At 50.3% G+C, this 23,426-nt stretch carries 21 protein-coding genes, 2 tRNA genes and 1 other RNA gene; 17 read left to right on the top strand and 7 right to left on the bottom strand.

The window, feature by feature from the left end:
* The first annotated feature begins 4 nt into the window (after positions 1–4).
* The 4 genes from zipA to KG631_RS16410 all read left to right on the top strand — a co-directional run bounded on the left by zipA (position 5) and on the right by KG631_RS16410 (position 3,871).
* Positions 5–919 (top strand): cell division protein ZipA, encoded by a 915-nt coding sequence (zipA, locus tag KG631_RS16395; RefSeq protein ID WP_214000731.1) that lies wholly within the window; start codon positions 5–7, stop codon positions 917–919.
* A 64-nt stretch (positions 920–983) separates the two neighbouring features.
* A complete protein-coding gene (gene ligA / locus KG631_RS16400; RefSeq protein WP_214000732.1) occupies positions 984–3,017 on the top strand; it encodes an NAD-dependent DNA ligase LigA in 2,034 nt (677 codons plus the stop codon).
* The gene (locus KG631_RS16405) at positions 3,017–3,352 is read left to right on the top strand and encodes a DUF3392 domain-containing protein (protein WP_214000733.1); all 336 of its coding nucleotides are present in this window, start codon (positions 3,017–3,019) and stop codon (positions 3,350–3,352) included. The genes ligA and KG631_RS16405 overlap by 1 nt, the downstream gene beginning before the upstream one ends.
* A gap of 21 nt (positions 3,353–3,373) precedes the next feature.
* The gene (locus KG631_RS16410; protein WP_214000734.1) at positions 3,374–3,871 is read left to right on the top strand and encodes a DUF2919 family protein; all 498 of its coding nucleotides are present in this window, start codon (positions 3,374–3,376) and stop codon (positions 3,869–3,871) included.
* On the opposite strand, the gene KG631_RS16415 is transcribed toward KG631_RS16410, so the two are convergent.
* Positions 3,868–5,499: a response regulator gene (locus tag KG631_RS16415; protein ID WP_214000735.1), complete on the bottom strand. Its 1,632-nt coding sequence runs from the start codon at positions 5,497–5,499 to the stop codon at positions 3,868–3,870. The genes KG631_RS16410 and KG631_RS16415 overlap by 4 nt on opposite strands.
* 225 nt (positions 5,500–5,724) lie before the next feature.
* Between KG631_RS16415 and KG631_RS16420 the strand changes: the two genes are divergently transcribed.
* From KG631_RS16420 to KG631_RS16430, 3 genes are all read left to right on the top strand, one after another.
* Positions 5,725–6,399, top strand: coding sequence for a type 1 glutamine amidotransferase domain-containing protein (locus tag KG631_RS16420; RefSeq protein WP_214000736.1), 675 nt, complete (start codon positions 5,725–5,727; stop codon positions 6,397–6,399).
* A gap of 353 nt (positions 6,400–6,752) precedes the next feature.
* Positions 6,753–7,511: a hypothetical protein gene (locus KG631_RS16425; RefSeq protein ID WP_214000737.1), complete on the top strand. Its 759-nt coding sequence runs from the start codon at positions 6,753–6,755 to the stop codon at positions 7,509–7,511.
* A 108-nt stretch (positions 7,512–7,619) separates the two neighbouring features.
* Complete coding sequence (locus KG631_RS16430) at positions 7,620–8,063, top strand: CBS domain-containing protein (RefSeq protein ID WP_214000738.1); 444 nt, start codon at positions 7,620–7,622, stop codon at positions 8,061–8,063.
* 45 nt (positions 8,064–8,108) lie between these two features.
* Here KG631_RS16430 and KG631_RS16435 read toward each other — a convergent pair.
* Positions 8,109–8,184: transfer RNA gene (locus KG631_RS16435), tRNA-Val, on the bottom strand.
* Between the two features lie 116 nt (positions 8,185–8,300).
* Positions 8,301–8,376 (bottom strand) — tRNA-Val (locus KG631_RS16440).
* Between the two features lie 203 nt (positions 8,377–8,579).
* Between KG631_RS16440 and gltX the strand changes: the two genes are divergently transcribed.
* Together gltX and KG631_RS16450 are read left to right on the top strand one after the other, a co-directional pair.
* Entirely contained in the window at positions 8,580–9,992 is a 1,413-nt protein-coding gene (gene gltX / locus KG631_RS16445) for a glutamate--tRNA ligase (RefSeq protein ID WP_214000739.1), read from the top strand.
* A gap of 4 nt (positions 9,993–9,996) precedes the next feature.
* Positions 9,997–10,827 (top strand): DUF481 domain-containing protein, encoded by an 831-nt coding sequence (locus KG631_RS16450; protein WP_365869287.1) that lies wholly within the window; start codon positions 9,997–9,999, stop codon positions 10,825–10,827.
* Between the two features lie 47 nt (positions 10,828–10,874).
* Here KG631_RS16450 and serA read toward each other — a convergent pair whose 3' ends face one another.
* From serA to ssrS, 4 genes are all read right to left on the bottom strand, one after another.
* Positions 10,875–12,101, bottom strand: coding sequence for a phosphoglycerate dehydrogenase (gene serA, locus KG631_RS16455; protein WP_214000740.1), 1,227 nt, complete (start codon positions 12,099–12,101; stop codon positions 10,875–10,877).
* Positions 12,102–12,176: 75 nt separating this feature from the next.
* Positions 12,177–12,833 (bottom strand): ribose-5-phosphate isomerase RpiA, encoded by a 657-nt coding sequence (gene rpiA, locus KG631_RS16460; RefSeq protein WP_214000741.1) that lies wholly within the window; start codon positions 12,831–12,833, stop codon positions 12,177–12,179.
* Between the two features lie 237 nt (positions 12,834–13,070).
* The gene (locus tag KG631_RS16465) at positions 13,071–13,694 is read right to left on the bottom strand and encodes a 5-formyltetrahydrofolate cyclo-ligase (RefSeq protein ID WP_214001018.1); all 624 of its coding nucleotides are present in this window, start codon (positions 13,692–13,694) and stop codon (positions 13,071–13,073) included.
* Between the two features lie 51 nt (positions 13,695–13,745).
* Positions 13,746–13,929, bottom strand: a non-coding RNA gene (ssrS, locus tag KG631_RS16470) — 6S RNA.
* A gap of 160 nt (positions 13,930–14,089) precedes the next feature.
* Here ssrS and KG631_RS16475 point away from each other — a divergent pair.
* From KG631_RS16475 to gcvP, 8 genes are all read left to right on the top strand, one after another.
* A complete protein-coding gene (locus KG631_RS16475; protein ID WP_214000742.1) occupies positions 14,090–14,671 on the top strand; it encodes a UPF0149 family protein in 582 nt (193 codons plus the stop codon).
* 40 nt (positions 14,672–14,711) lie between these two features.
* Positions 14,712–16,028: a Xaa-Pro aminopeptidase gene (pepP, locus tag KG631_RS16480; RefSeq protein WP_214000743.1), complete on the top strand. Its 1,317-nt coding sequence runs from the start codon at positions 14,712–14,714 to the stop codon at positions 16,026–16,028.
* Positions 16,015–17,223, top strand: a complete 1,209-nt coding sequence (ubiH, locus tag KG631_RS16485; RefSeq protein WP_214000744.1) for a 2-octaprenyl-6-methoxyphenyl hydroxylase — start codon at positions 16,015–16,017, stop codon at positions 17,221–17,223. Before pepP ends, ubiH begins: the two co-directional genes overlap by 14 nt.
* Positions 17,210–17,485, top strand: a complete 276-nt coding sequence (locus KG631_RS19120; RefSeq protein ID WP_301003940.1) for an FAD-dependent oxidoreductase — start codon at positions 17,210–17,212, stop codon at positions 17,483–17,485. The genes ubiH and KG631_RS19120 overlap by 14 nt, the downstream gene beginning before the upstream one ends.
* Positions 17,448–18,443 (top strand): FAD-dependent monooxygenase, encoded by a 996-nt coding sequence (locus KG631_RS16490; RefSeq protein ID WP_301003941.1) that lies wholly within the window; start codon positions 17,448–17,450, stop codon positions 18,441–18,443. The genes KG631_RS19120 and KG631_RS16490 overlap by 38 nt, the downstream gene beginning before the upstream one ends.
* Before the next feature lie 195 nt (positions 18,444–18,638).
* Complete coding sequence (gcvT, locus tag KG631_RS16495; protein ID WP_214000745.1) at positions 18,639–19,718, top strand: glycine cleavage system aminomethyltransferase GcvT; 1,080 nt, start codon at positions 18,639–18,641, stop codon at positions 19,716–19,718.
* Between the two features lie 66 nt (positions 19,719–19,784).
* Positions 19,785–20,174 (top strand): glycine cleavage system protein GcvH, encoded by a 390-nt coding sequence (gcvH, locus tag KG631_RS16500; RefSeq protein WP_214000746.1) that lies wholly within the window; start codon positions 19,785–19,787, stop codon positions 20,172–20,174.
* 98 nt (positions 20,175–20,272) lie between these two features.
* Complete coding sequence (gene gcvP / locus KG631_RS16505) at positions 20,273–23,164, top strand: aminomethyl-transferring glycine dehydrogenase (RefSeq protein WP_214000747.1); 2,892 nt, start codon at positions 20,273–20,275, stop codon at positions 23,162–23,164.
* Positions 23,165–23,426: the final 262 nt, after the last annotated feature.

Here is a 23,426-nt window from a genome sequence, read left to right on the forward strand (position 1 = left end):
AACAATGGCTAGTGAGTTGAGATTAGTATTAATTATATTAGGGGCGCTGGTGTTAGGCGGCCTGTTTATTCATGGGCTGTGGACGGTTCGAAAAAATAACCGTGAGGCCGGCCATCGTTATCATCCCGATACTTCGCCAACAGCAGAGCCAGAGCGTAGCGAAGGGTTTGATGATTTAGGCGTAGGTCCGGTGCGGGTGGTGAAATCGCGCAGCGGTAATATTGGTGGTAGCGCAGGCACTGAGCGGACAGAGCCGAAAATTAACCCGGCTTCAGCCCATTCTCAAACGGTAGCTCAACCGAAAAATAGCCGTCCGGCCAATGATCTGGTGCGGCAACAGCCAGAATTCGATTTTGACGGCCCGGCAGAAAAAACTGAACCGGCAATCAACTTCAGTGCGCTGGCTGACGATGAGAGCCCGCGCAGCCCGCAGCTTGATAACGAGTATTCGTCTGAGCCGGCAACGTCAGAGCAAAAGCCGGCACATCAGCCATCTGAAGTACTTATTTTGTATGTGTTGTTACCGGAAGGTCGCGATATCAAAGGTCCCGATTTATTGTCGGCCTTGTTACCGCTGGGCTTCAAATATGGCGACATGGATATTTTTCACCGCCATCTCGACAGCGCCGGTGGTGGTGAAGTGTTATTCAGCCTGGCCAATATGTTTAACCCTGGTACTTTTGATTTAGAGCAGATAGATAAAATCAGCACCCGTGGCTTAAGTTTGTTTATGACCCTACCCGGTCCGGGTGAGCCACTGCAGAATTTTAATTTGATGCACAATGCGGCAAAGAAACTGGCGGAAGAATTTGGTGGCCAGGTGCTGGATGGCCAGCGCAGTGTGTTAACGGTGCAAACCGTTCGCCACTACGTGGATAAAATTCGGGAATTCCAGCGCCAGCAGCTGATCCATGGCTAGCAAGCCTGTTTAATCCTATACGGCAGGGTTTCCCCTGCCGTTTTTCATTCGGTAGTAAAAGCAAATGAGTCACTCAGATAAAGATAGAATTGTAGAGTTGCGAGCGTTACTGCATCAGTATTCACACGCCTATTATAACTTAAACACCTCTGCTGTACCTGACGCTGAATACGACAGTTTGTATGACGAACTGGTAGAGCTGGAATCTCAATATCCCGATTTTTTCGATGAACACTCGCCAACACAGAGAGTCGGCGCAAGACCTCTAGATAAATTTTTGCAGTTTGTGCACAAGTTACCGATGTTGTCGCTTGAAAAAGCCAAGACAGAGGATGAGCTGACGCAGTTTAATAGACGGATATCTGATAGCCTGGACTCCGCTGCTGAAATTGAATTCTGTTGTGAGCCCAAGCTTGATGGGGTTGCGCTGAGCTTACATTATCAACACGGACTTTTAACCAGGGCAGTAACCAGGGGAGACGGGATTACAGGCGAAGAGGTAACTCAGAACGCTAAAACGATTAAATCGGTGCCATTAAAACTGTTTGGTAAGCGTTTTCCCGCATTTTTGGAAGTTAGGGGGGAAGCTTACATTCCGCTTAAACAGTTTGAGCTGATGAACGACCGATCGGTAGGCAGTGGTGAAAAGTTATTTGCCAATCCCCGCAATGCAGCCTCAGGTAGTTTAAGGCAACTCGACTCGAAAATAGCGGCGGCAAGGCCGTTGTTTTTTACTGCATATTCGGTTGGCGACGTTGAAGATTCTGAGCTGCAACTGGATCAGCACAGTCATTACCAACGTTTGCAGCAGTTGCAAGCAATGGGATTAGCTGTCAGTCCTCTGTTGAAAAAGGTTAAAGGAATAAATGCAGTTATTGAGTACTGTCATGACATTCTTAGCAAACGTGACAATCTGGGTTATGAAATAGACGGCGTGGTGATTAAAGTGGACAGCTTAGCGCAGCAGCAGGCACTGGGTTTCGTAGCCCGGGCGCCACGCTGGGCCATTGCCTTTAAATTTCCGGCGCAGGAGCAGCTGACCACTTTGCTGGACGTTGAATTTCAGGTGGGCCGCACCGGTGCCATCACCCCGGTAGCGCGCTTAGCGCCGGTTGTGGTGGGCGGGGTGACAGTCAGTAATGCCACCTTACACAATCAGGATGAAATTACCCGGCTGGGCATTAAAGTGGGTGACACGGTTACCGTGCGCCGGGCAGGCGATGTGATTCCGCAAATTGTTGCGGTATTAACAGAGCGTCGGCCATTGGACGCCCGGGATATTGTATTTCCCAACGCGTGTCCGGTATGTGGCTCTGCAGTTGAACGGGTTAGTGGCGAGGCGGTAGCCCGTTGCAGTGGTGGTTTATTTTGTCCGGCACAGCTTAAAGAGTCGATTAAACATTTTGTCAGCCGTAAGGCCATCGATATTGATGGCCTGGGCGATAAGCTGGTGGAGCAGTTGGTTGAGCAGCAGCTGATTAAAACTCCGGCCGATATTTACACGTTGGATATGCCGGCGTTAATTGGTTTGGAGCGCATGGCTGAAAAGTCGGCCTTAAAGCTGTTAAACGCTATTAAAGCGTCGTGCCAGACCAGTTTGCCACGTTTTATTTATGCGCTGGGTATTCGTGAAGTGGGCGAGGCAACGGCGCTTAATCTGGCGCAGCACTTTGGCAACCTGCCGGCTATTATGGATGCCAGTCTGGAACAATTACTGGCGGTAAACGATGTGGGCAAAGTCGTGGCTGAGCATCTGCAAAGCTTTTTTGCTGAGCCACATAACCAACAGGTTATTGCGCAGCTACAGCAGGTGGGCATCAGTTGGCCGGATATCACAGTGCAACAGGCTTCGGCTCAACCGCTTGTTGGCCATACCCTGGTATTAACCGGCACGCTCAGTAGTATGGGGCGGGATGATGCGAAGTCCCGGCTACAGCAATTGGGAGCAAAGGTGTCCGGATCAGTGTCAGCAAAAACCTATGCCGTTATCGCAGGGGACAATGCTGGCTCCAAACTGGCTAAGGCGAACGAGCTGAATGTGCCGGTATGGACTGAGCAGCAAATGTTGGACTTATTCAGTAGTAACGGAGTGGCCTGATGCTGGAGTTGTTGTATCAGCTATTAACAGACTGGGGCTTATTGTTCCGGCCCTATATCCGCGATATCGCGCTGGCAATGGTGGCGACCACTCTGGTGGTATTTGGGGATGATCTTAATCGCGTTATCCGTCGCCAGGTTAGTAGCCTGCACTTTATCTGGCGTACGGGCATTTTTATTCTGGTTTGTGCCTTTGGTTATGGTGCCATCACAATATTCCTGACCCCACTGGTAGCCGGCTTGCTGGTGCGGCTAACCAATATTGAGCTACCCTGGGTATGTCTGGCAATTTTTATTGCACTTGGCATGTTAGCTCAGCGTAAGCGCCAGGTTTAATATGAAATTGGCAGCATTTGTATGAGCACACAGCAATACTGGCCGTTACTCGACAACAACGGCTTATTGCAAATTCCAATGCGTTTTTACGGGTTGTTGCTGCTATTACTCCGGCCTTATATTTGCTGGGTAGCAGAGCTTAGTATGATGCGCTCACAGCACAGTTTGCTGGGGCAGTTTTACCCCCGGCAACACGATTTTCTGCTGGCCTGCCTGATAGCACTGCCGTTACTGTTATTGGTTGCGGCGCTAAGTCAGCGCCGGCCAAAAGGGCAGCGGTTCTGGTTTTATTTGTGGCGTCCCGGACTATGGTTGTTATGGCTGGTGACGCTGGCTGATTTTGTTCATAGCATCAGTGGTCTGGATGGTGACGTTATTCTGGATGCACCGTGGCGGCTGATAGCGCCAATGTTGTTAGTTTTGGCGATGCTGTGGCTCGGCTTCAGTAAAACCCTGCCGGCTATTTTTAAGGAATGGCCAGAGCCGTTGCCGGCTAAAAAGAACAGTAAAGCAGTTTAAGCGTGTTGGTTTAAGTGTTTTTGTTTTAGTTGCTGATAGCGCTGCAATTGCTCTGGCTTTAAGTTGCTGGCCTCGATAAGCTGCTGGCACTGTTCCAGCAGCTGTTGTTTGCTGGACGGCGCACACAGTGGCCGGGGACTGGTTAACAGCGTTTGCCACAAGTTAAGCGCGATGCCGGCATTTTTTGGCATGACCTGGTAGGCGAGTTTAAACGCATCAAAGGCTTCCTGCCAGTTGCCATGCTTGTATAAAGTCACTGCATTATTGTTCAGCTCACGCGGGCCAAGCCGCATGGCTAATCGCTCTTGCTGCTCTTGCTGCAAGTAGGCAGTAAACAGCGGGTCGGCCAGCTGTTGCTGGCAGTGCTGACTGACTCGGCTGAATAATTCAGCCGACGCCTGACTTAAGCCGACTTCATGCAAGGCTTTGGCCCTATCCAGCGCACCTTCCACTGACTCTATTTTATGTAAGGGCTCCAGCGCGCTCAGCATAGCCTGAGCCTTGTCTTTATGATCCTGTAAGTACAGTAACCTGGCTTGCAGTACCTGTTGCTGACTTTCCAGAGCACCATGGCTGCCGTTGCTATATTGGCGCTGCACGGTGCTCAGCGATACCGTCGCCTGACGGTTCAAACGGCTGCTTTGCTCTTCATCATCGACGCTCAGCGCGTAATCAATACTGGCCCGGGCCAGGGTTAAGTACAAATCAGGCTGCTCGTACATTGAGTACCGGGCGTACTTCACCATATCGCGCGCTGCCCGGTACTGGTTCTCATAGTCGTGGTTGATCCGGGACAGCTGCAATAATTTTTGCTGGCGGAACATATTGCGGGGTGCCAGTTCAGCGGCTTGCAGTAAATGTTGCTGCGCTTGCTGAAAATGCTGCTGTTTAAATTCCAGCTCAGCCAGTAAGTCCAGCGCAAACAAGCGACTTTCTGAGCGCTCCAGCAAGGCCTCCAGTTCGTTAAATGCCTGACGCTCCTTGCCTTGGGCCAAATGGCAACGCACCAGGCCCATTCTGGCCCAGCTGAAAGGTTGAATATTTAACATGGCACTGAAAAACTTCTCGGCTGTGCGGTAATCGCCCTGGCTTAACAGCACATCGCCTTTTAGCCGCAGTAATAACGGGAACAGCTTATGTTGCTGGGCATCGGCCAGCTGCTGATCTATTGCTGCCAGCGCTTTCTGATCGTCTTTGGCATCCAGCGCCTGATAAACTTCGCGTAACTGTTGTTTGCGACGCAACACCCGCTCAATCCGCAACTGTAAGTCTTTAATCACAAAAGGTTTAGCCAAAAACTCGTCGGGCTGCAGTTCAATAACACTGTGAACCAGCGACGGGTCGGTTTCGGCACTGATAAAGATAATGGCACAGCTCAGTTGCTGCAGGCCTTTGGCTTTAATTTCTTCATATAACTGAAAGCCGTCTTTACCTTGTTGCTGGTTATGGGCGCAGATAATTAAATCAAACTGATTATCCCGACACAGGTTTAACGCTACATTGGCGCGTTCGGCCAGAAAAATATTCTGATAGCCCAACTGCTCCAGGGCAAAGCGTAAAAAGCCCTGCGCTAAGCTTTGGTCATCTATCACCAGAATACGTTCATCGCGGCGCGGCGCAGTGTTCATGCAGTAAAGGGTTCCAACCGGGGATTAAATGTCTTTGCTTACTATAGCAAGTTTTGGCTGGGGCAACAGCAGAACAATGGCCTAACGCCGTTGATTCAATTGCACCAATTACTTTGAACTTGTTATTGGTGATCCAATCGTATCTGCGAGGACTACTTTTAACCATGAGAATAACTGGAGCGATAACACCTGATACCGGGTGTTATTTGCGGCAGCGGAGGAATGATGAAAAAAGTACTGATATTTGTAACCAACCACGGCACCTTGGGTGATACCGATGAAGCTAACGGCACCTTTGCTCCTGAGCTTACCCATGCACTGGATGTGTTTTTAAAAGCCGATGTTTATTATGATCTGGCGTCGATTAACGGCGGCAAAGCGCCTTTGTATGGTACTGATATCGAAGATGATGAAGTGAATGCCAGAATTCTGGCTAATGAGGAGTTTCAGAAGCGGATCAACAATACTCTGGTGGCGTCGAAAGTAAGTTTAGATGACTATGATGCTATTTTTTATCCGGGTGGCTTTGGTTTATTGTCAGATCTGGCGACAGATGAAACGGTCGCAATGTTAAGCGCCCGCCATTATGAAAACGGAGGTATATTGGCGGCGGTTTGTCATGGCCCGGCGGGCTTGTTGCCAATTACTCTGAGTGATGGCCAGAAGCTGCTTGAAAATACAGTGGTAACCGGTTTTACCCGTGAAGAAGAAGTCGACTATGGCACTATCGACAAGATCCCGTTTTTACTGGAAGAGGCGTTAGCACGGGCCGCAAAGCAGTATCGCAAAGGCCAGCCGTGGGCTGAACAGGTTATTGAAGATAACAGAGTAATCACCGGTCAGAACCCGGCCAGCGCTCATGCGGTGGCAGCGGCGCTGGTTAAACAGTTGGCTATTTGACCCGGTAATTTATTAAAGATTAATGACGCCCTCTTTGGAGGGCGTTTGTATTTATCCAACCGCCTGCTCAGATCTAACAAAAATCCCAATGTTTTAACAATACCTTGTTTTACTTATCCATTTTTACCATCTGCTAAATCAGCATTTTTGTGTCAGTTAATTTTACAGTTTCAGATAATGAAACGGAATTTTTCAGTAAATATTTTTTAAGTATCTGTTTTTTATTATTTAAAAATAATAGGAACAGTAATTGCTAGTCTCTTGCCGCCTGCATTAGCAACCTCGGAATTAAGGTTGATGTGTTAGTGATAAAACAAACCAATCGATTAGCAGTCGAATTAAGGAGATACGATTTGGATATTATAAAGGCAAGCAATAAATTCGGTTTAGCTATAAAAGCTTTGGTAGTGGTTGGGAGTCTGACAGGGTCAGCCTATGCAGCATTAATCACTCCGGCCTACGACACTTTTGGTCCGTTGCCTGAGGCAAACTGGGGTGGTAGTGGTATTCCAAATGATGCGGTAGCGATCTCTGAATATACTACTCAAATATGTACAATAAGGTGTCGGGATTTAAATACCATCTCCCTTGGATTGTCGTCTCACGGCCGTTATGAAAATCTATTAGAAAGTAATGACGGCGCCGGGACTTTTTATGCTTCAGCGGGTTCAAACGTACCACCAAGTTCTTCACTGGAAGGCGCGACCTGGAATTTTAACTTTTTTGTTAATATCGTCGGCGACTACTCACTGAATAATTACGATTTTAATCTATATTATGATTTTGACCCTGTGGTAGGTAACGCTCAGGCTACTCATGGTGTAATTAATCTCAATATGCTTTTTCAGGACGGTGTTGTTCAGGGTTCACAGAATCTGATGTTTGGGTTTTTAAGTGATGATCTGCTGCCCTTTATCACGTCGCCGGCCGGTAGCTTTAACCCTGATGTAACTGGTGAGTATACCTTTGCTCTTACCGCGTCAGATACCAATGGCACAGAGTTGACCCGCTCAGCAATGCGTGTTGTGGTTAATGCGGTAGATGTTCCAGTACCAGCCAGCCTGTCATTAATGGCCTTGGGCTTGTTTTTATTGAGACGTCGAATCCGGTAACTCAGATTTAAACGTATGTAAGGGGCTAACGCCCCTTTTTTTTGTCTGAAATTAATGGCTTGAATTAGGGTTCTATGGCATCTTTTTTAAAAAGCTAAGGGGCAAAATATGGCATTAGCGTCAATTATGACCAGGAAAGTGCGGGTAACAACAGAAGATGCCAGCCTTGCCAGTTTACGCACTTTGTTTATCGAGACAAAGTTTCAGCATGTGCCAGTGGTGAACAGCCTGCAGCAGCCGATTGGTATAGTGTCGGTGAAGGATTATTTTAAAGTGTTAAGTTCGGTTTTAGACTCAGCATCTGAAAGCACCATTGAACTGTACATGCAAAAGCGCAAGGTTGGCCAGGTCATGTCGTCGCCGGTGTTCAGCGTGTCCGCAGATACCGGCATTTTGCAGGCAGCCAGTATTCTGGTTGAACGCAATATCAGTTGTTTACTGGTGATTGATAGTCAGAAAAAGTTAATTGGCATAGTGTCATGGAAAGATATTATGCGGCGGATAGTGCAGGCGCAGCAGAAAAAGCAACAACAGCCAGAGCAAAAGAAATAATTTATAGGAGAGGGCGCTGCTTTGCTATGGTATTTAGTCAAGAAGTGGTGGATTGTACTGGGTTCGAACCAGTGACCCCCGCCTTGTAAGGGCGGTGCTCTCCCAGCTGAGCTAACAATCCACGGGAGATATACTTAAGTTTTCTGAAATCAAATTGGTGGATTGTACTGGGTTGAGCCAGTTATCACCGTCTCGTCGTAAAGAGCGGGCGGTGCTCTTCATGATAAGACATCAAATTGGTGGATTGTACTGGGTTCGAACCAGTGACCCCCGCCTTGTAAGGGCGGTGCTCTCCCAGCTGAGCTAACAATCCACGCTGTTTGATGGCGCTCATTATAGGGAGCATGAATTTACTGTCAACTTTATTTTTTAAAAAGCGGTTTGATTGCTGCAAAAGTAAACATCAGCGGCTTTTGGGTTGAAATGGCCGATGAATGGCTGCGCGCAGGTGGTGCATCATTACGTTAGCATTGTTACAATAGCGCCAACTCAGTTTTCGCCTATTTTGGATTAGATATGTCGTTAGTTACCCGTTTTGCGCCAAGCCCTACCGGCTATTTGCATGTTGGTGGTGCCCGTACTGCGTTATACAGCTGGCTTTACGCTAAAAAACGTGGCGGTAAGTTTATTCTGCGGATTGAAGACACCGATATTGAGCGCTCTAACCAGGCCTCGGTTGATGCCATTTTAGAGGGAATGCACTGGCTGGGGCTGGAGCACGACGAGGGCCCGTATTATCAGACCCAGCGTTTTGACTTGTATAAAGAGGTCGTGGCGCAATTGCTGGCTGAAGGTAAAGCCTATAAGTGTTTTTGTACGGCAGAAGAAGTCGACGCGATGCGCGAAGCGCAAATGGCCGCCGGTGAAAAACCAAAATACAACGGCATGTGGCGTGACCGTACTGATCATCCGGCAGACAAACCCTTTGTGATCCGCTTTAAAAACCCACAACAGGGCGTGGTGGTCATCGATGACATGATTAAAGGCCGGATTGAAATTGCCAATAGCGAACTGGACGATTTAATTATTGCCCGCAGTGACGGTACCCCAACCTATAATCTGACGGTGGTAGTGGATGACTGGAAAATGGGCATTACCCATGTTATCCGTGGCGATGATCATGTTAATAACACCCCGCGGCAAATGAATATTCTGGCGGCGTTGGGTGCAGATATTCCCAAATATGCCCACGTACCGATGATTTTGGGTGATGACGGCAAACGTTTATCAAAACGCCATGGTGCTGTTGGGGTAATGCAGTATCGTGATAACGGCTTTTTGCCTGAGGCATTAATCAACTATCTGGTGCGGTTGGGCTGGTCGCATGGCGATCAGGAAATTTTCAGTAAAGCAGAATTAATCGAACTGTTTGACCTGGCCGACTGCAACCGGGCGCCCTCGGCTTTTAACACCGAGAAACTGTTGTGGTTAAACCAACACTATATTAAAACCCTGCCGCCAGCACGGGTAGCGGCAGAACTGCAGTGGCATTTAACTGCCCAGCAGCTGGATACCAGCAAAGGCCCGGCTATTGAAGCGGTAATTGCTGTGCAGGGCGAGCGGGTTAAAACCTTAACAGAACTGGTAGAAGTCAGCCGTTATTTCTATGAAGACTTCAGTGAATTTGAAGAAAATGCGGCTAAAAAGCATTTACGGCCGGTTGCCGCCGAGCCACTGGCACTGGTAAAACAAAAACTGGCTGAGCTGACAGACTGGCAGGTCGAGCCTATTCACCATGCCATTAATGCCGCCGCCGAGCAGTTAGGGCTGGGTATGGGCAAGGTCGGTATGCCGATGCGGGTTGCGGTTACCGGCGGCGGTAATTCGCCGGCCTTGGATCAAACTTTATGGTTAGTTGGCCGGGAGCGCACCTTAGCCAGAATTGATATGGCACTGGACTTTATCAGTAAACGGGCAGAGGCAAGCTAATCCCGTGTTGAACCGGCCAATCGTTATATTGTTGTTGGCGGTCGCGTTTGCGGCCGCTTTGCCAGTATGGGGCGACGATAACGCTGATACTAATTCAGACGGTGATGGGGTTGCAGCAGGCGACTCACCTACGTTTCAGTTACCTTTGGAGTTTCTCGGCACTATTGGCGGCGACATAGAGCTGGGATTGTTGATAAACACCGGTAATACTGAAGCGAACTCTATCCGGATAAACAGTGAATTGCAGCATGAAATGGAATATTTCCGCAACAAGTATCAGCTGTATGGTCGTATTCAACGCAGTAAAGTATTAAATCAGGCAACGCAGCACAAAGATAATGTTACTACGGCCAAACGTTACGGTATTACTGGCCAGAGTAACTATAAGTTTCTGGTTGGCCGTCAGTCATTGTTTGGCCGTGGTGCTTATCTGTATGATCAGTTTGGCGCGTTTAAAGTGCAGAGTTCTTTGGCGGTGGGCTACGCCAATCGGGTGTATGAAATGCAAACAAACTACATCGATCTGGAGACTGGCCCCGGTTTTGCCCATCAGCGCAGCAACAGTGGTCGCACGAATACGGGTTTAATCTGGTTTCTGGCTTTTAACCTGGAACAAAAAATATACGAGGGCAGCAGTTTCCGGCAAACCTTTGAAGGCTCGGTGTCACTCGATGGCGCTAACTCAACCTTTGTCAGCCGCAGCAGTATCACCTCACAGCTGTTTGATAAATTATCGATGCGTTTCAGCTTTGTGGCCCGGCATAACTCAAGGCCAGAGGGCAATTTAAAAACCATGGACACCGAAACTGCGGCGTCGCTGGTTTATACCTTTTAATGGATGCTTTAGCTGGCTAGCCGTTGTCTGCTAGCCAGCTGTCTAAATTAATGCAGTACCCTTGCCCTTAACGTACCCGGAATAGCTTTTAACTCATTTAGGGCCAGTTCATGGTCTTCTGAATCAACATCAATTACCACATAACCAATATCCTGCACGGTCTGCAAATACTGGCCGGAGATATTGATATTGTGCTTGGCAAACGTCTCGTTGATTTTAGTCATCATGCCGGGCTGGTTTTTATGGATATGCAGCAGGCGGGAGCGGCCTTTATGCTCAGGTAGCGACACTTCCGGGAAATTAACTGCAGATAAGGTGGAACCATTGTCGCTGTACTTGACCATTTTGCCGGCCACTTCATAGCCAATGTTTTCCTGTGCTTCCTGGGTCGAGCCGCCGATATGCGGCGTCAGTAGGACATTATCAAAGGCGCGCAGTGGTGAGATAAACTCCTCATCGTTGCCTTTAGGTTCTACCGGGAACACATCAATGGCGGCCCCCGCCAGTTTTTTGCTCTGTAGGCTGGCGGTTAACGCGTCAATATCGACTACGGTGCCGCGTGACGCATTGATTAAAATGGCGCCTTGTTTCATTTGTGCCAACTCGGCCTCAGCAATCATATTTTTTGTTTGCGGCGTTTCCGGTACATGCAGACTGATCACATCTGAGGTGGTTAACAAGGTCGTAAGATCAACCTGATTGGCATTGCCCAGTACCAGTTTGCTTTCGATATCGTAAAACTGTACCCGCATGCCGATATGCTCTGCCATAATGCTTAGCTGAGTACCGATGTGGCCATAGCCGATAATCCCCAGGGTTTTGCCACGGGCTTCGTAGGAGTTATCAGCGGTTTTTAACCATTCACCACGATGGGCGGCGGCGTTTCGCTGCGGAATACCGCGCAGCAGCATTATCATCTGGCCTAATACCAGCTCAGCAACCGAGCGGGTATTAGAGAACGGTGCATTAAATACCGGGATAGCGCGCTTTAGCGCCGCGTCTAAATCGACCTGGTTGGTGCCAATACAAAAACAGCCGATGGCCATCAGCTTGTTGGCCGCGTCCAGTACCCGCTCGGTTAACTGGGTACGAGAGCGAATGCCAACAAAATGCGCTTCGCTGATCCGTTCAATCAACTGGTCTTCAGGTAACGAGGTTTTCAGGTATTCGATATTGGTGTAGCCCTGCTCAGTAAAGGTTTTCACTGCACTTTGATGCAGGCCTTCCAGCAGCAAAATTTTTATTTTATCTTTGGCCAGTGAATATTTTTCCATATTTTTCTCGATACATTAATTTAAAAAAGAGTCAGTATGCGTAACTAAACTAGCCGCTGCAGCGAATTAAACCGCTCATCTAATGATTGTGGTACCACTGCTGCTGCCAACCAGCACAATGTCGGCCGGACGACGGGCAAACAGGCCATTAGTTACCACGCCTACAATATTATTAAGTTGCTGCTCAAGCTGCAGCGGATCAGAAATTTGCAAGTCATGGGCATCGATTATCTGGTTACCATTGTCGGTAATAACACCCTGACGCAGTACTGGCCTCGCGCCCAGCTTTTGCAATTGGCGGCTGACATAACTGCTGGCCATCGGGATCACTTCTATTGGCAGTGGAAAACGGCCCAGCACATCAACCTGTTTTGTGCTATCAACAATACAAACAAAGGTTTCAGCTACTGCCGCAACAATTTTTTCACGGGTTAAGGCCGCGCCGCCGCCTTTAATCATCTGTTTGTGGCCGTTGATTTCATCGGCACCGTCGATATAAATACTTAGCTCGCTGATGTCATTTAAATCCAGTACCGCAATACCCAGCTGCTTTAATTTGGCGGTGGATTGCTCAGAGCTTGAAACTGCGCCCCGGATTTCATCTTTAATGCTGGCTAGGGCATCAATAAAATGATTAACGGTAGAGCCGGTACCCACCCCGACAATACTGTCTTTGCTGATAAATTGCAGGGCAGCCCAGGCAGCGTGGCGTTTCATTTCATCTTGGGTCATGGCAGGTCTCTTTTATGGCAGCGGGTTTTAGCGTTTAGCCGTACAGATGGATATTATATCGAAAGCGGCTTCAGACTAAAGAGCAAAAGTCGAAAAATTGCAAAACAGTTTAACAGATGGTTCATCGAACTGAGCGCCGGCCACAATACCCGCCCTGGCTCATCACAGCAACTCGCCCTAATGCCTGCGGCAGGGCTCAGACACTCTGTGATGACCAGATCGGGTTTCTGGCCTGCTTTAACGTTTTCGAAAATCAAAATACTGAGCAGGTGTTATCAGCTGCTGCAGCGGAATATCCCAGGCTGCAACGGGTACGGCAGCAACTTGCTGGCAGTTATGCGCCAGGCCGATAACCTGACAGGAGCTGTCGGCGGGGAGTTGCGACAAGGTACGATCATAAAAACCACCGCCCATGCCCAGCCGGTTGCCTGTGGCATCAAACGCCACCAGCGGGGTAAAGATAATGTCGAGTGCGGCAACGGGCATCACTCTGGCGCAATTAAGCCGGGGTTCGAGTATGCCAAAACGGTTTGGTTGCAGTTCAGTGCGGCTGTCGTAGTGCAGAAATAGCAGATAGCCAGGGCTAAAAGGATGTAAAACCGGCAGGTAAACATTTTTACCGGCTTGCCATAATGCTTTTATTAATGGTTCGGTATTCAGCTCGGCGTCGTTGGCCAGATACAGTGCGAAATGTTGCTTTGCCTGAAGCCAGTCATTGCCGGATATGTGGCGGGCAAGCTCAGTTGCCGCTGCTGTTTGCTCAGCTGCAGATAATTGCTGACGTAAACGCCGCACGTGCTGGCGCAGGGCCTGACGGGATTCGGGGAGTGTCGGCGGAACAGGTTGCTGCAGGTGTGCCATCAAAATAACTTCGCTGCCAATAACGCTGAAATATACAGTTTAAAAGAAGTAGGGTTCTCCAGGTTGCCGTTAGTTATTTAAGCCCTTGAACCCAGGGTTCAAGGCGGAAGACTCATGGTTGCCGTAGGCTTCCCGGTACAAGCCGGGCCTGCACAAAAGCCACACAAAAGAATTCCTGGATAAAACAATTATCGGCTCAGGGACGTCAATAACATTACAAACAACCCAGAGAACGCCGTAAGTATAGCAGCTGAACTAACACCTTATAAGGGGGCGGCCAACAAATGCTTTGCGGGTGCGCAGATATCCTGCAGCTGTAAAGGTGTGGCAGCTTACTGGCAGTTGCCCTGCGGCAGTGGTAGGATATTGCCGAGAAAACTTGTGAAGATTAGCTTATGACTAACCCCCTTATCCAAAGTTATGACCGCTGGAGCAGTGAGCTGGAACAAGCTCACGTGATGGCCTCAGCCGCTGAGCTGCATGGTTTAATTGCTGGTATGTTAAGTGCTGGCGTCAAAGCCGATGCCAAATCACTGCTGCCGGTACTGTACGATTTTCTGAACGATGGTCAGGCTTTGCCGGCAACGCTGGAAAAGCAGGTACAGTCACTGGTTGACGCCACGGCAACCAGCCTGAATCAGGGTGATTTTTCTTTTAGTGTGTTATTGCCCAGCGATGACGATGCCTTGTTTGAGCGGTTGGAAGCGCTGGTAGAATGGTCACAAGCGTTTCTGGTGGGGTTTGCGGTACAACAAACCGATTTGTCGCTGGTTGCAGAAGATGTACGCGAAGCGCTGGACCAGCTGACTGAAGTGACCCGGGTCGATATTCATACCGTAACTGATGGCAGCAACGATGAAAATGAAGAAGCCTATTATCTGGTGCTGGAGCATGTGCGGATCATGGTGCTGTGTTGTTTTAATGAAGTCGGCCTGAAATACAGCCCACAGCCACCACATGGCAAAACCCTGCATTAATCTCGTTTTGCCAGCTCACTTTTACCTTTAAAGGAATGCAATGGAAAACTCTGTTTTTGTTCAGCGACGGGCGCAGTTAGCAGCAGCGTTGCAGCCTGACTCCGTCGCCTTGATCAGTGCCGCCAGCGAGCAAACCCGCAGCCGGGATACCGAGTATCCATTTCGCCAGCATAGCGACTTCTGGTATTACACCGGTTTTAACGAACCTGATGCCTTACTTATTATTTCTAACCGTGCTGATTTACCGGTTGCGCAGCTGCTTTGCCGCGACAAAGACCCGGCACAGGAAGTATGGCAAGGCCGCAGGCTGGGCCCGGCGGCTGCCAGCGAAACCTTGCAGCTGCAGGCGGCAGCACTGACTGAGCAAAGTAGCTTGCTGCTACAGGCAATAAACGGCAGCAGCAGAGTTTACCTGGATATAACTGAAAACAGTGCGCTGCTCCACCAGGTTACCGCGCAAATACAACTGCTGAAACAACGCGAAAAGCGCGGTGACAAAGCACCGGCCCAACTGGTTGATGTTACTCAGCTGACTGCAGCACAGCGCCTGATTAAAGATCAGAGCGAAATTGCTGTGATGCGCCGGGCAGGCGAGATTAGTGCTCAGGCGCATATCCGCGCCATGCAGTATTGCCGCCCGGGGCGGTTTGAGTATCAGCTGGAAGCGGAAATTCTGCATCACTTTGCCCTGAATGGCGCCCGTTATCCGGCCTATAACAGTATCGTCGGCAGCGGCGAAAATGGCTGTATTTTGCATTACACCGACAACAGCAGCGAGCTGAAGGCTGGCGATTTAGTGCTGATTGACGCTGGCTGTGAATTAGCAGGCTATGCGGCCGACATTAGCCGCACCTTTCCGGTAGCGGGCAAATTCAGTCCGGAGCAGGCTGAACTGTATCAGCTGGTGCTGGATGCGCAGTATGCCGCTTGTAATGCGGTGCAGCCCGGCAGTAATTTTGCGAAAGTGACTGCCGCGGCTGAACAAGTGCTGACCGAAGGCTTGCTGGGGCTGGGTATCTTGCAGGGCGAACTGCAGCAGCTTATCAGCGATAAAGCCTGCAAACAGTATTTTATTCATGGTATTGGCCACTGGCTGGGGCTGGATGTGCATGATGTGGGTGCCTATAAAGTTAAGGGTGAAGAACAAACCTTTATGCCGGGTATGGTATTAACGATCGAACCGGGTTTATATATTCCGGCAGGTAGCCCAACCGAGCCACGCTGGTGGGACTTAGCTATCCGGATTGAAGATAATCTGCTGGTGACCGCAGAGGGCCATGAAAATCTGACCACAGCAGTGCCAAAAGAGATAGAGGCGATAGAGCAACTGATGGCTGCAGCTGATGCCGGCAACTAATCAAAGCAATAGCCGGTTTGATATCATTATTGCCGGCGGTGGCATGGCGGGTAGCCTGCTGGCCTGGTGTCTGGCTCAGGCCCGGCCAGAGTGGCAAATTGCTATTATTGAAAGACAAGATTGCCACTCTGAAACAGTGCCGGCCAGTTTCGACAGCCGCAGTATTGCCCTGGCTGCAGGCAGCGTCAGCTTATTGCAACGTTGGGGGCTGTGGCCCGTTCTTGCTGCAAACGCTTGTCCGCTTGAGCAAATCTGGGTGTCGGATCGTGGCCATTTCGGTAAAACCCGCTTAACGGCCAGTGAGTATCAGCAAGCAGCGCTGGGCCAGGTGTTAGAAGTGGAACATCTGGGCAACTTGCTCAGCACTAAGCTGGCACATCGTGCCAATCTGACGTACTTTCAGCCCGATTTTATTACCGCTATTACCCCGACAACTGCTTGCCAGACTGTGCAGCTGAGCAGTGGCGCTGAGCTTACCAGCAATTTATTGCTTATTGCCGAGGGCGGCTTATCACAAAGCCGGCAGTTAGCTGGTTTTAGCATGAGTAGTGATGATTATCAGCAAAGCGCTATTATCGCCAATCTGGCGCTGGCGCAGCCTCATAATAATACCGCGTTTGAACGCTTTACCGAACATGGCCCCATTGCCTTGTTGCCGTTGACTAACCAGCGTTACTCGTTGGTGTGGACAGTAGCGCGCGAGGCGGCTGCCGAGCTGTTAGCGTTGGATGATCAGGCCTTTATTGCGGCCATTCAACAGGCCTTTGGTTACCGGGCGGGTGTATTTACTGCTGCAGGGGCCAGGGCGCAGTATCCGTTAACGCTGCGCCGACCCGATGAGATAGTGCGCCATCGTACGGCGTTGCTGGGTAACAGCTTACATAATTTACACCCGATTGCCGGCCAGGGCTTTAACCTGGCTATTCGTGATATTCAGGCCTTACTGTTAGCGCTTAATGAGGCCTCCGATCCTGGTGATTACAAGGTGCTGCGCACCTATCAACAGCTGCGAGAGCAGGACATTAAGCGGGTAGTCTGGTTTACTGATGCGCTGGTGCGGGGCTTTTCTAATAATTCACGGCTGGTGGCACTGGCCCGCAATGCTGGTCTGGCAGCAATGCTGCTATGCGATCCATTAAAACGGCCGCTTGCCATGCAGGCAATGGGCCAGGGACAACCTTATGCAAAATACTGATGTCACCATCGTCGGCGGCGGTAGCGCCGGTCTGACGCTGGCGCTGCTTCTGGCCAGGCAGCAACTGCGGGTAGTGCTGGTAGAAAAAGGCCCGGCGCCCACCGAAACGGACGCTGCGCCGGCTTACCAGCGGGTCAGCGCGTTAAATATGGCCTCACGCACTTTGTTGCAGCAAGTAGGGATCTGGCCGCAGCTGCTGGCGGGCGCTGCAGCCCTATACCGATATGCAGGTGTGGGAAGCCGACAGCTTCGCCAAAATTAGTTTTTCAGCGGCAGAGCAGCAACTCGATGCGCTCGGTTATATTTGTGACAACGAGCATATTCGCCAGTTGCTATTTAGCCAGTTACAGCAGTTTAGCAACGTCCAGTGCTATTTTAATGTCGAGATTAGCCAGTTAAAGCAGGGCGAGCGCGAGGTAATGCTGCAGCTGGATAACAGCGAGCTTATTTTAAGCCAGCTACTGGTCGGCGCTGACGGGGTTAATTCCTTTGTGCGTCAGCATATGCAGCTGCCATTAACCCACTGGGATTATCAGCATACCGCCATAGTTGCCAAAATTCGTTGCACTGCGCCACATCAGCTTACCGCCCGTCAGGTGTTCTTACCAAGCGGCCCGCTGGCGCTATTACCACTGCCCGACAGTAATTTATGCTCTATTGTCTGGAGCGCCGAAACCGATGAAGCTAAACGTCTCATGGCACTGGATGATCCTGCCTTCGCCCAGGCACTTTGCGGGGCCAGTCAGGCCGTTTTAGGGCCGGTAGAACTTGTTAGTGAGCGCCAGGCCTTTGGTTTAACCATGCGCTATGCCAGCAGCTGGCAACTGGGCAGGGTGGTGTTGGTGGCCGATGCAGCGCATAGTATTCATCCGCTGGCTGGCCAGGGCATGAACCTGGGCCTGATGGACGTCGCGGCGCTGGCTCAGTTAATAGCAGGGCAGCAAGCAGTGGGCGAAGATATCGCCGCAACTACCATGCTGCGCCGCTATGAGCGCTGGCGCAAAGCCGAAGCGCAAAGCATGATTGTTGCCATGGAAGCCTTTAAACGCGGTTTTACCGCCAAACTGCCGCTGGTAAAACTATTGCGCGGCCTCGGTTTAGTGGCGGCAGATCGTCTGCCATTGCTGAAACAGCAACTGATGGCTTATGCGCTGGGCCTGAAAGGCGACTTACCTGAGTTGGTGAAAAAAACCACTTCGACAGTTGATGTTTTGCCTTAGTTTTATTTGTAACAGTAGCTGTCGCATTACAAAAAGTAATCCAAATTGGGCTGTTTGCCACGGGGGCTATGCGGTATAATCGAGCGGTATTTTTAGTCTCAAGCTTAACATTTTTACGTAATAGCCTGAAAAATAAGGCTTATTGCTATTGTTGGTTTTACCGCTTGTGGCCCTCACAATAAGTAGGAAAAAATAATGGCTCAAAAAACCGCGTTACATGCCTGCCACCTTGCTGCTGGTGCCAAAATGGTCGATTTTTTTGGCTGGGATATGCCAATTAACTACGGCTCACAAATTGAAGAGCACCATGCTGTGCGCCGCGATACCGGTATGTTCGACGTTTCTCATATGACCATTGTTGACTTAACCGGTAGCAATACCCGGGAGTTTTTACGCTATTTGCTGGCGAACGACGTGGCTAAACTGACCGTGCCCGGCAAAGCGCTGTATACCGGTATGCTGAACGAGCAAGGCGGCGTCATTGACGATTTAATTGTTTACTTTATCCAGGACGGGTTTTTCCGGTTAGTGGTCAATTCAGCGACCCGTGAAAAAGACCTGGCCCACATTACTGCTGAAGCTAAAGCCTTTGAGGTAACAGTAACCGAGCGGCCGGAATTTGCGATGATTGCGGTGCAGGGCCCGAATGCCAAAGCGAAAGTGGCGACCTTATTAAGCGCTGAGCAACAAGCCGCGGTTGAGGGCATGAAGCCGTTTTTTGGCAAGCAGGCCGGCGACTTATTTATTGCCACCACCGGTTACACCGGTGAAGATGGTTATGAAATTGCGATGCCGGAAGATCAGGCCGCTGATTTCTGGCAAAAACTGCTGGAGGCAGGTGTGGCGCCAGCAGGGTTAGGCGCACGGGATACTCTGCGTTTAGAAGCCGGCATGAATTTATATGGCCAGGATATGGACGAAACCGTATCGCCACTGGCGGCTAACATGGGCTGGACTATTGCCTGGAGCCCGGAAGAGCGCAACTTTATTGGCCGTGCGGCGTTAACTGAACAAAAGGCAGCGGGTACTGATAAGCTGGTTGGTCTGGTAATGGAGCAAAAAGGGGTATTGCGTCACGGCCAGCGGGTGGTGGTTGACGGCGGCGAAGGGGTGATTACCTCAGGTACCTTTTCGCCCACGCTGGGTTACAGTATTGCGATGGCGCGGGTGCCTGCTAACACCGGCGACACAGCTGAAGTGGATATTCGCGGCAAACTGGTTAGTGTTAAGGTGGTTAAACCGGCGTTTGTACGCATGGGTAAAAAAGTCATCTAAAATAAAACACGTAGCACATCACGTAATAACTAAATTAGAAAGTTAAAGACAGCTAAGGAATTGATAATGAGCTCTATCCCTACAGAATTAAAATATGCAACCAGCCACGAATGGGTTCGTAACGACGGCGACGGTGTGTTCACCGTAGGTATTACCGAGCACGCCCAGGAGCTGCTGGGTGATATGGTATTCGTTGAGCTGCCGGAAGTAGGCGACAGCGTGACTCAGGGCGATGATTGCGCAGTAGCGGAATCGGTAAAAGCCGCCTCTGACATCTACGCACCGCTGTCTGGCGAAATAGTAGAAATTAACGAAGCCCTGGCCGACTCACCCGAGCAGGTTAATGCCAGCCCCTACACCGACGGCTGGATGTTTAAAATTAAAGCCAGCGATGAAGCCGAGCTGGAGGCCTTATTAGATGCTGCCGGTTATAAAAGCAGCATCGACGAAGCTTAATAAACAGATCGCTATAGCATAAAGCCCCGTACACTTTCGGGGCTTTATCTTACTAACAGCTGTGCTGCACGCTGTAACATTACTAGGACATTCAAGGCATGACCCATACCGCTGTGAAAACCCTGTCGCAACTTGCGAACCACGACGAATTTATTCAACGCCATATTGGCCCGGACGAGGCTGAAACTGCCGCTATGCTGGCTGAACTTGGCGTTGATAGCATGGAAACGCTGATTGCTCAAACCGTACCGGCCAGTATCCGCTTACCCAAACCCCTGGCAACCGGTGACAGCCGCACTGAAAATGATGCGTTAACGCATTTAAAGGCGGTGGCAGCGAAAAACAAAATGTATAAGTCATACATTGGTATGGGTTATCACCCAACGCTTACCCCGAATGTTATTTTACGTAATGTGCTGGAAAATCCGGGCTGGTATACGGCCTATACGCCATATCAGCCGGAAATTGCTCAGGGCCGCTTAGAAGCGCTGTTAAATTTCCAGCAAATGTCATTAGATTTAACCGGCATGGAGCTGGCCAGTGCCTCATTGCTGGACGAGGCCACCGCCGCCGCTGAAGCCATGGCATTAGCCAAACGGGTCAGTAAAAGCAAAGCTAACCTGTACTTTATTAGTGACGATGTGCACCCGCAAACCATCGACGTGGTAAAAACCCGCGCCGAAATGTTTGGTTTTGATATTGTGATTGGCAAAGCCGAAGAGGCCGCCAGCCACGAGGTGTTCGGTGCCTTAATTCAGTACCCGACCACTAACGGTGATATCCGTAATGACAGCGCGTTAATTGCTGCGCTGCAAGCGAAAAAAGCGGTAGTGGCAGTGGCCACTGATCCGATGGCCTTAATGCTGTTAAAATCGCCGGGTGAACTGGGTGCCGACGTGGTGCTGGGCTCAATGCAACGCTTTGGCGTGCCGATGGCCTACGGCGGCCCGCATGCCGCTTTCTTTGCTACCCGCGATGCTTATAAACGATCGATGCCGGGCCGGATTATTGGCGTGTCGAAAGACCGTCGCGGTGATCAGGCGCTGCGGATGGCGATGCAAACCCGCGAGCAGCATATCCGCCGCGAAAAAGCTAACTCGAACATTTGTACTGCCCAGGTATTACTGGCCAATATCGCCTCTTTCTATGCGGTATACCACGGCCCGCAAGGCTTAAAAGACATTGCTGAGCGCATTCACCGCAGTGCCGATATCTTCGCCGCCGGCATCAAAGCCAAAGGCGTTGAGTTAGTTAATAGCCACTGGTTCGATACTGTTACTTTCAAAGTAACTGATCGCGCTGCCGTGGTTAAGCGGGCTCTGGCTGCCGGCGTCAACCTGCGTACCGACGTCAACGACAGCCTGGCAGTCAGCTTCAGCGAAGCCACGCAGGCTGCTGATCTTGCCCAGCTGTTTGATATTGTTTTAGGCACCGATCACGGTCTGGATGTTGACACGCTGGATAGCGATATTGTTGCCAATGGCTCTGCGTCTATTCCGGCAGAACTGGCACGGACTTCAGCTGTATTAAGCCATCCGGTATTTAACCAGTATCACAGTGAAACTGAGATGCTGCGTTATATCAAAAAGCTGGAAAATAAAGACTTGGCGCTAAACCATTCGATGATCAGCTTAGGCTCATGCACCATGAAGCTGAACGCCACCGCCGAGATGATCCCGATCACCTGGCCGGAGTTCGGCTCGCTGCACCCATTCGTGCCGCGCGATCAGGCCGAAGGTTACTACGAAATGATCACTGAACTGGGCGACTGGCTGGTCAATATTACCGGTTATGACAATATCTCTATGCAGCCTAACTCAGGCGCTCAGGGTGAGTACGCCGGTATGGTAGCGATTCGTAAGTACCACGAAAGCCGTGGTGAAGGTCATCGTAATATCTGCTTAATTCCGGTATCCGCACACGGCACTAACCCGGCAACTGCAGCAATGGCCAGCTATGACGTGGTACTGGTCGACTGTGACAAGTCGGGCAACATCGATATGGCCGATCTCAAAGCCAAGGCAGCAGAAGTGGGCGATCGCTTAGCGGCCATTATGGTTACCTATCCGTCTACTCACGGTGTATTTGAAGAGAGCATTCAGGAGCTGTGCGACATCGTTCACTCTTACGGTGGTCAGGTGTATATGGACGGCGCCAATATGAACGCCCAGGTAGGCTTAACCTCGCCAGGCTTTATCGGCTCAGACGTATCGCACTTAAACCTGCATAAAACCTTCTGTATTCCGCACGGCGGCGGCGGCCCGGGCATGGGCCCTATCGGTGTGAAAAGCCATTTAGCGCCATTTTTACCCAACCACCCGGTAGTAAAAATTGACGGCACCGGAGACAACAACGGTGCAGTAGCGGCAGCTCAGTTTGGTAGCGCCGGCATTTTACCTATCAGCTGGATGTATATCGCCATGATGGGCAGCGAAGGCTTAAAGCAGGCCACCGAGTTCGCTATTTTAAATGCCAACTATATGGCGAAAAAACTCGACCCGTTATTTCCGGTACTGTACCGCGGCACCAACGGCCGGGTAGCGCACGAATGTATTATCGACATCCGGCCGTTAAAAGACGCCAGCGGTATTACTGAAATGGATATAGCCAAGCGATTAATGGACTACGGCTACCACTCACCGACGATGAGCTTCCCGGTTGCCGGCACGCTGATGATTGAGCCAACTGAGTCAGAAAGCAAAGCCGAGCTGGATAAGTTTATCGAAGCGATGACCAGCATCCGCGCCGAGATTGCCAAGGTAGAAGCAGGCGAGTGGACAGTAGACAACAACCCACTGGCTTACGCGCCGCACACCATGGCCGATATTCTCGACCCGGCGTGGGACCGCGCCTACGAGCGCACCTACGGCGCCTTCCCGGTAGCTTATGTAGCCGAGAACAAGTTCTGGCCAACCGTTACCCGGATTGACGATGTTTATGGGGACCGGAATTTAATGTGCGCTTGTCCAAGCCCTGAGGCGTATCGGTAAAAAGTTACTAAGCGTGTAGCGTTTTACCGCAATAAATAAAAACCCCGGCCAGTGTGCCGGGGTTTTTTATGGGTGACTTTCTTTGTATGCCGGGTACAACGCTCTTCCTCACTCGCCGGGGCAACTCGCATGCTGCCTTTTGGCAGGTGTTCAGACACTCCCCGGTTCTTTCAAAAGAGGTTCTATCCTCTATGAAAATCACCTGTACCTATAAGTTATTGTAAATAAGCCAAAACCGATGTACTGTCATCAACAACAAATT

The organism is Arsukibacterium sp., assembly GCF_018402695.1.
In the GTDB taxonomy this organism is placed as follows: Bacteria; Pseudomonadota; Gammaproteobacteria; order Enterobacterales; family Alteromonadaceae; genus Alishewanella.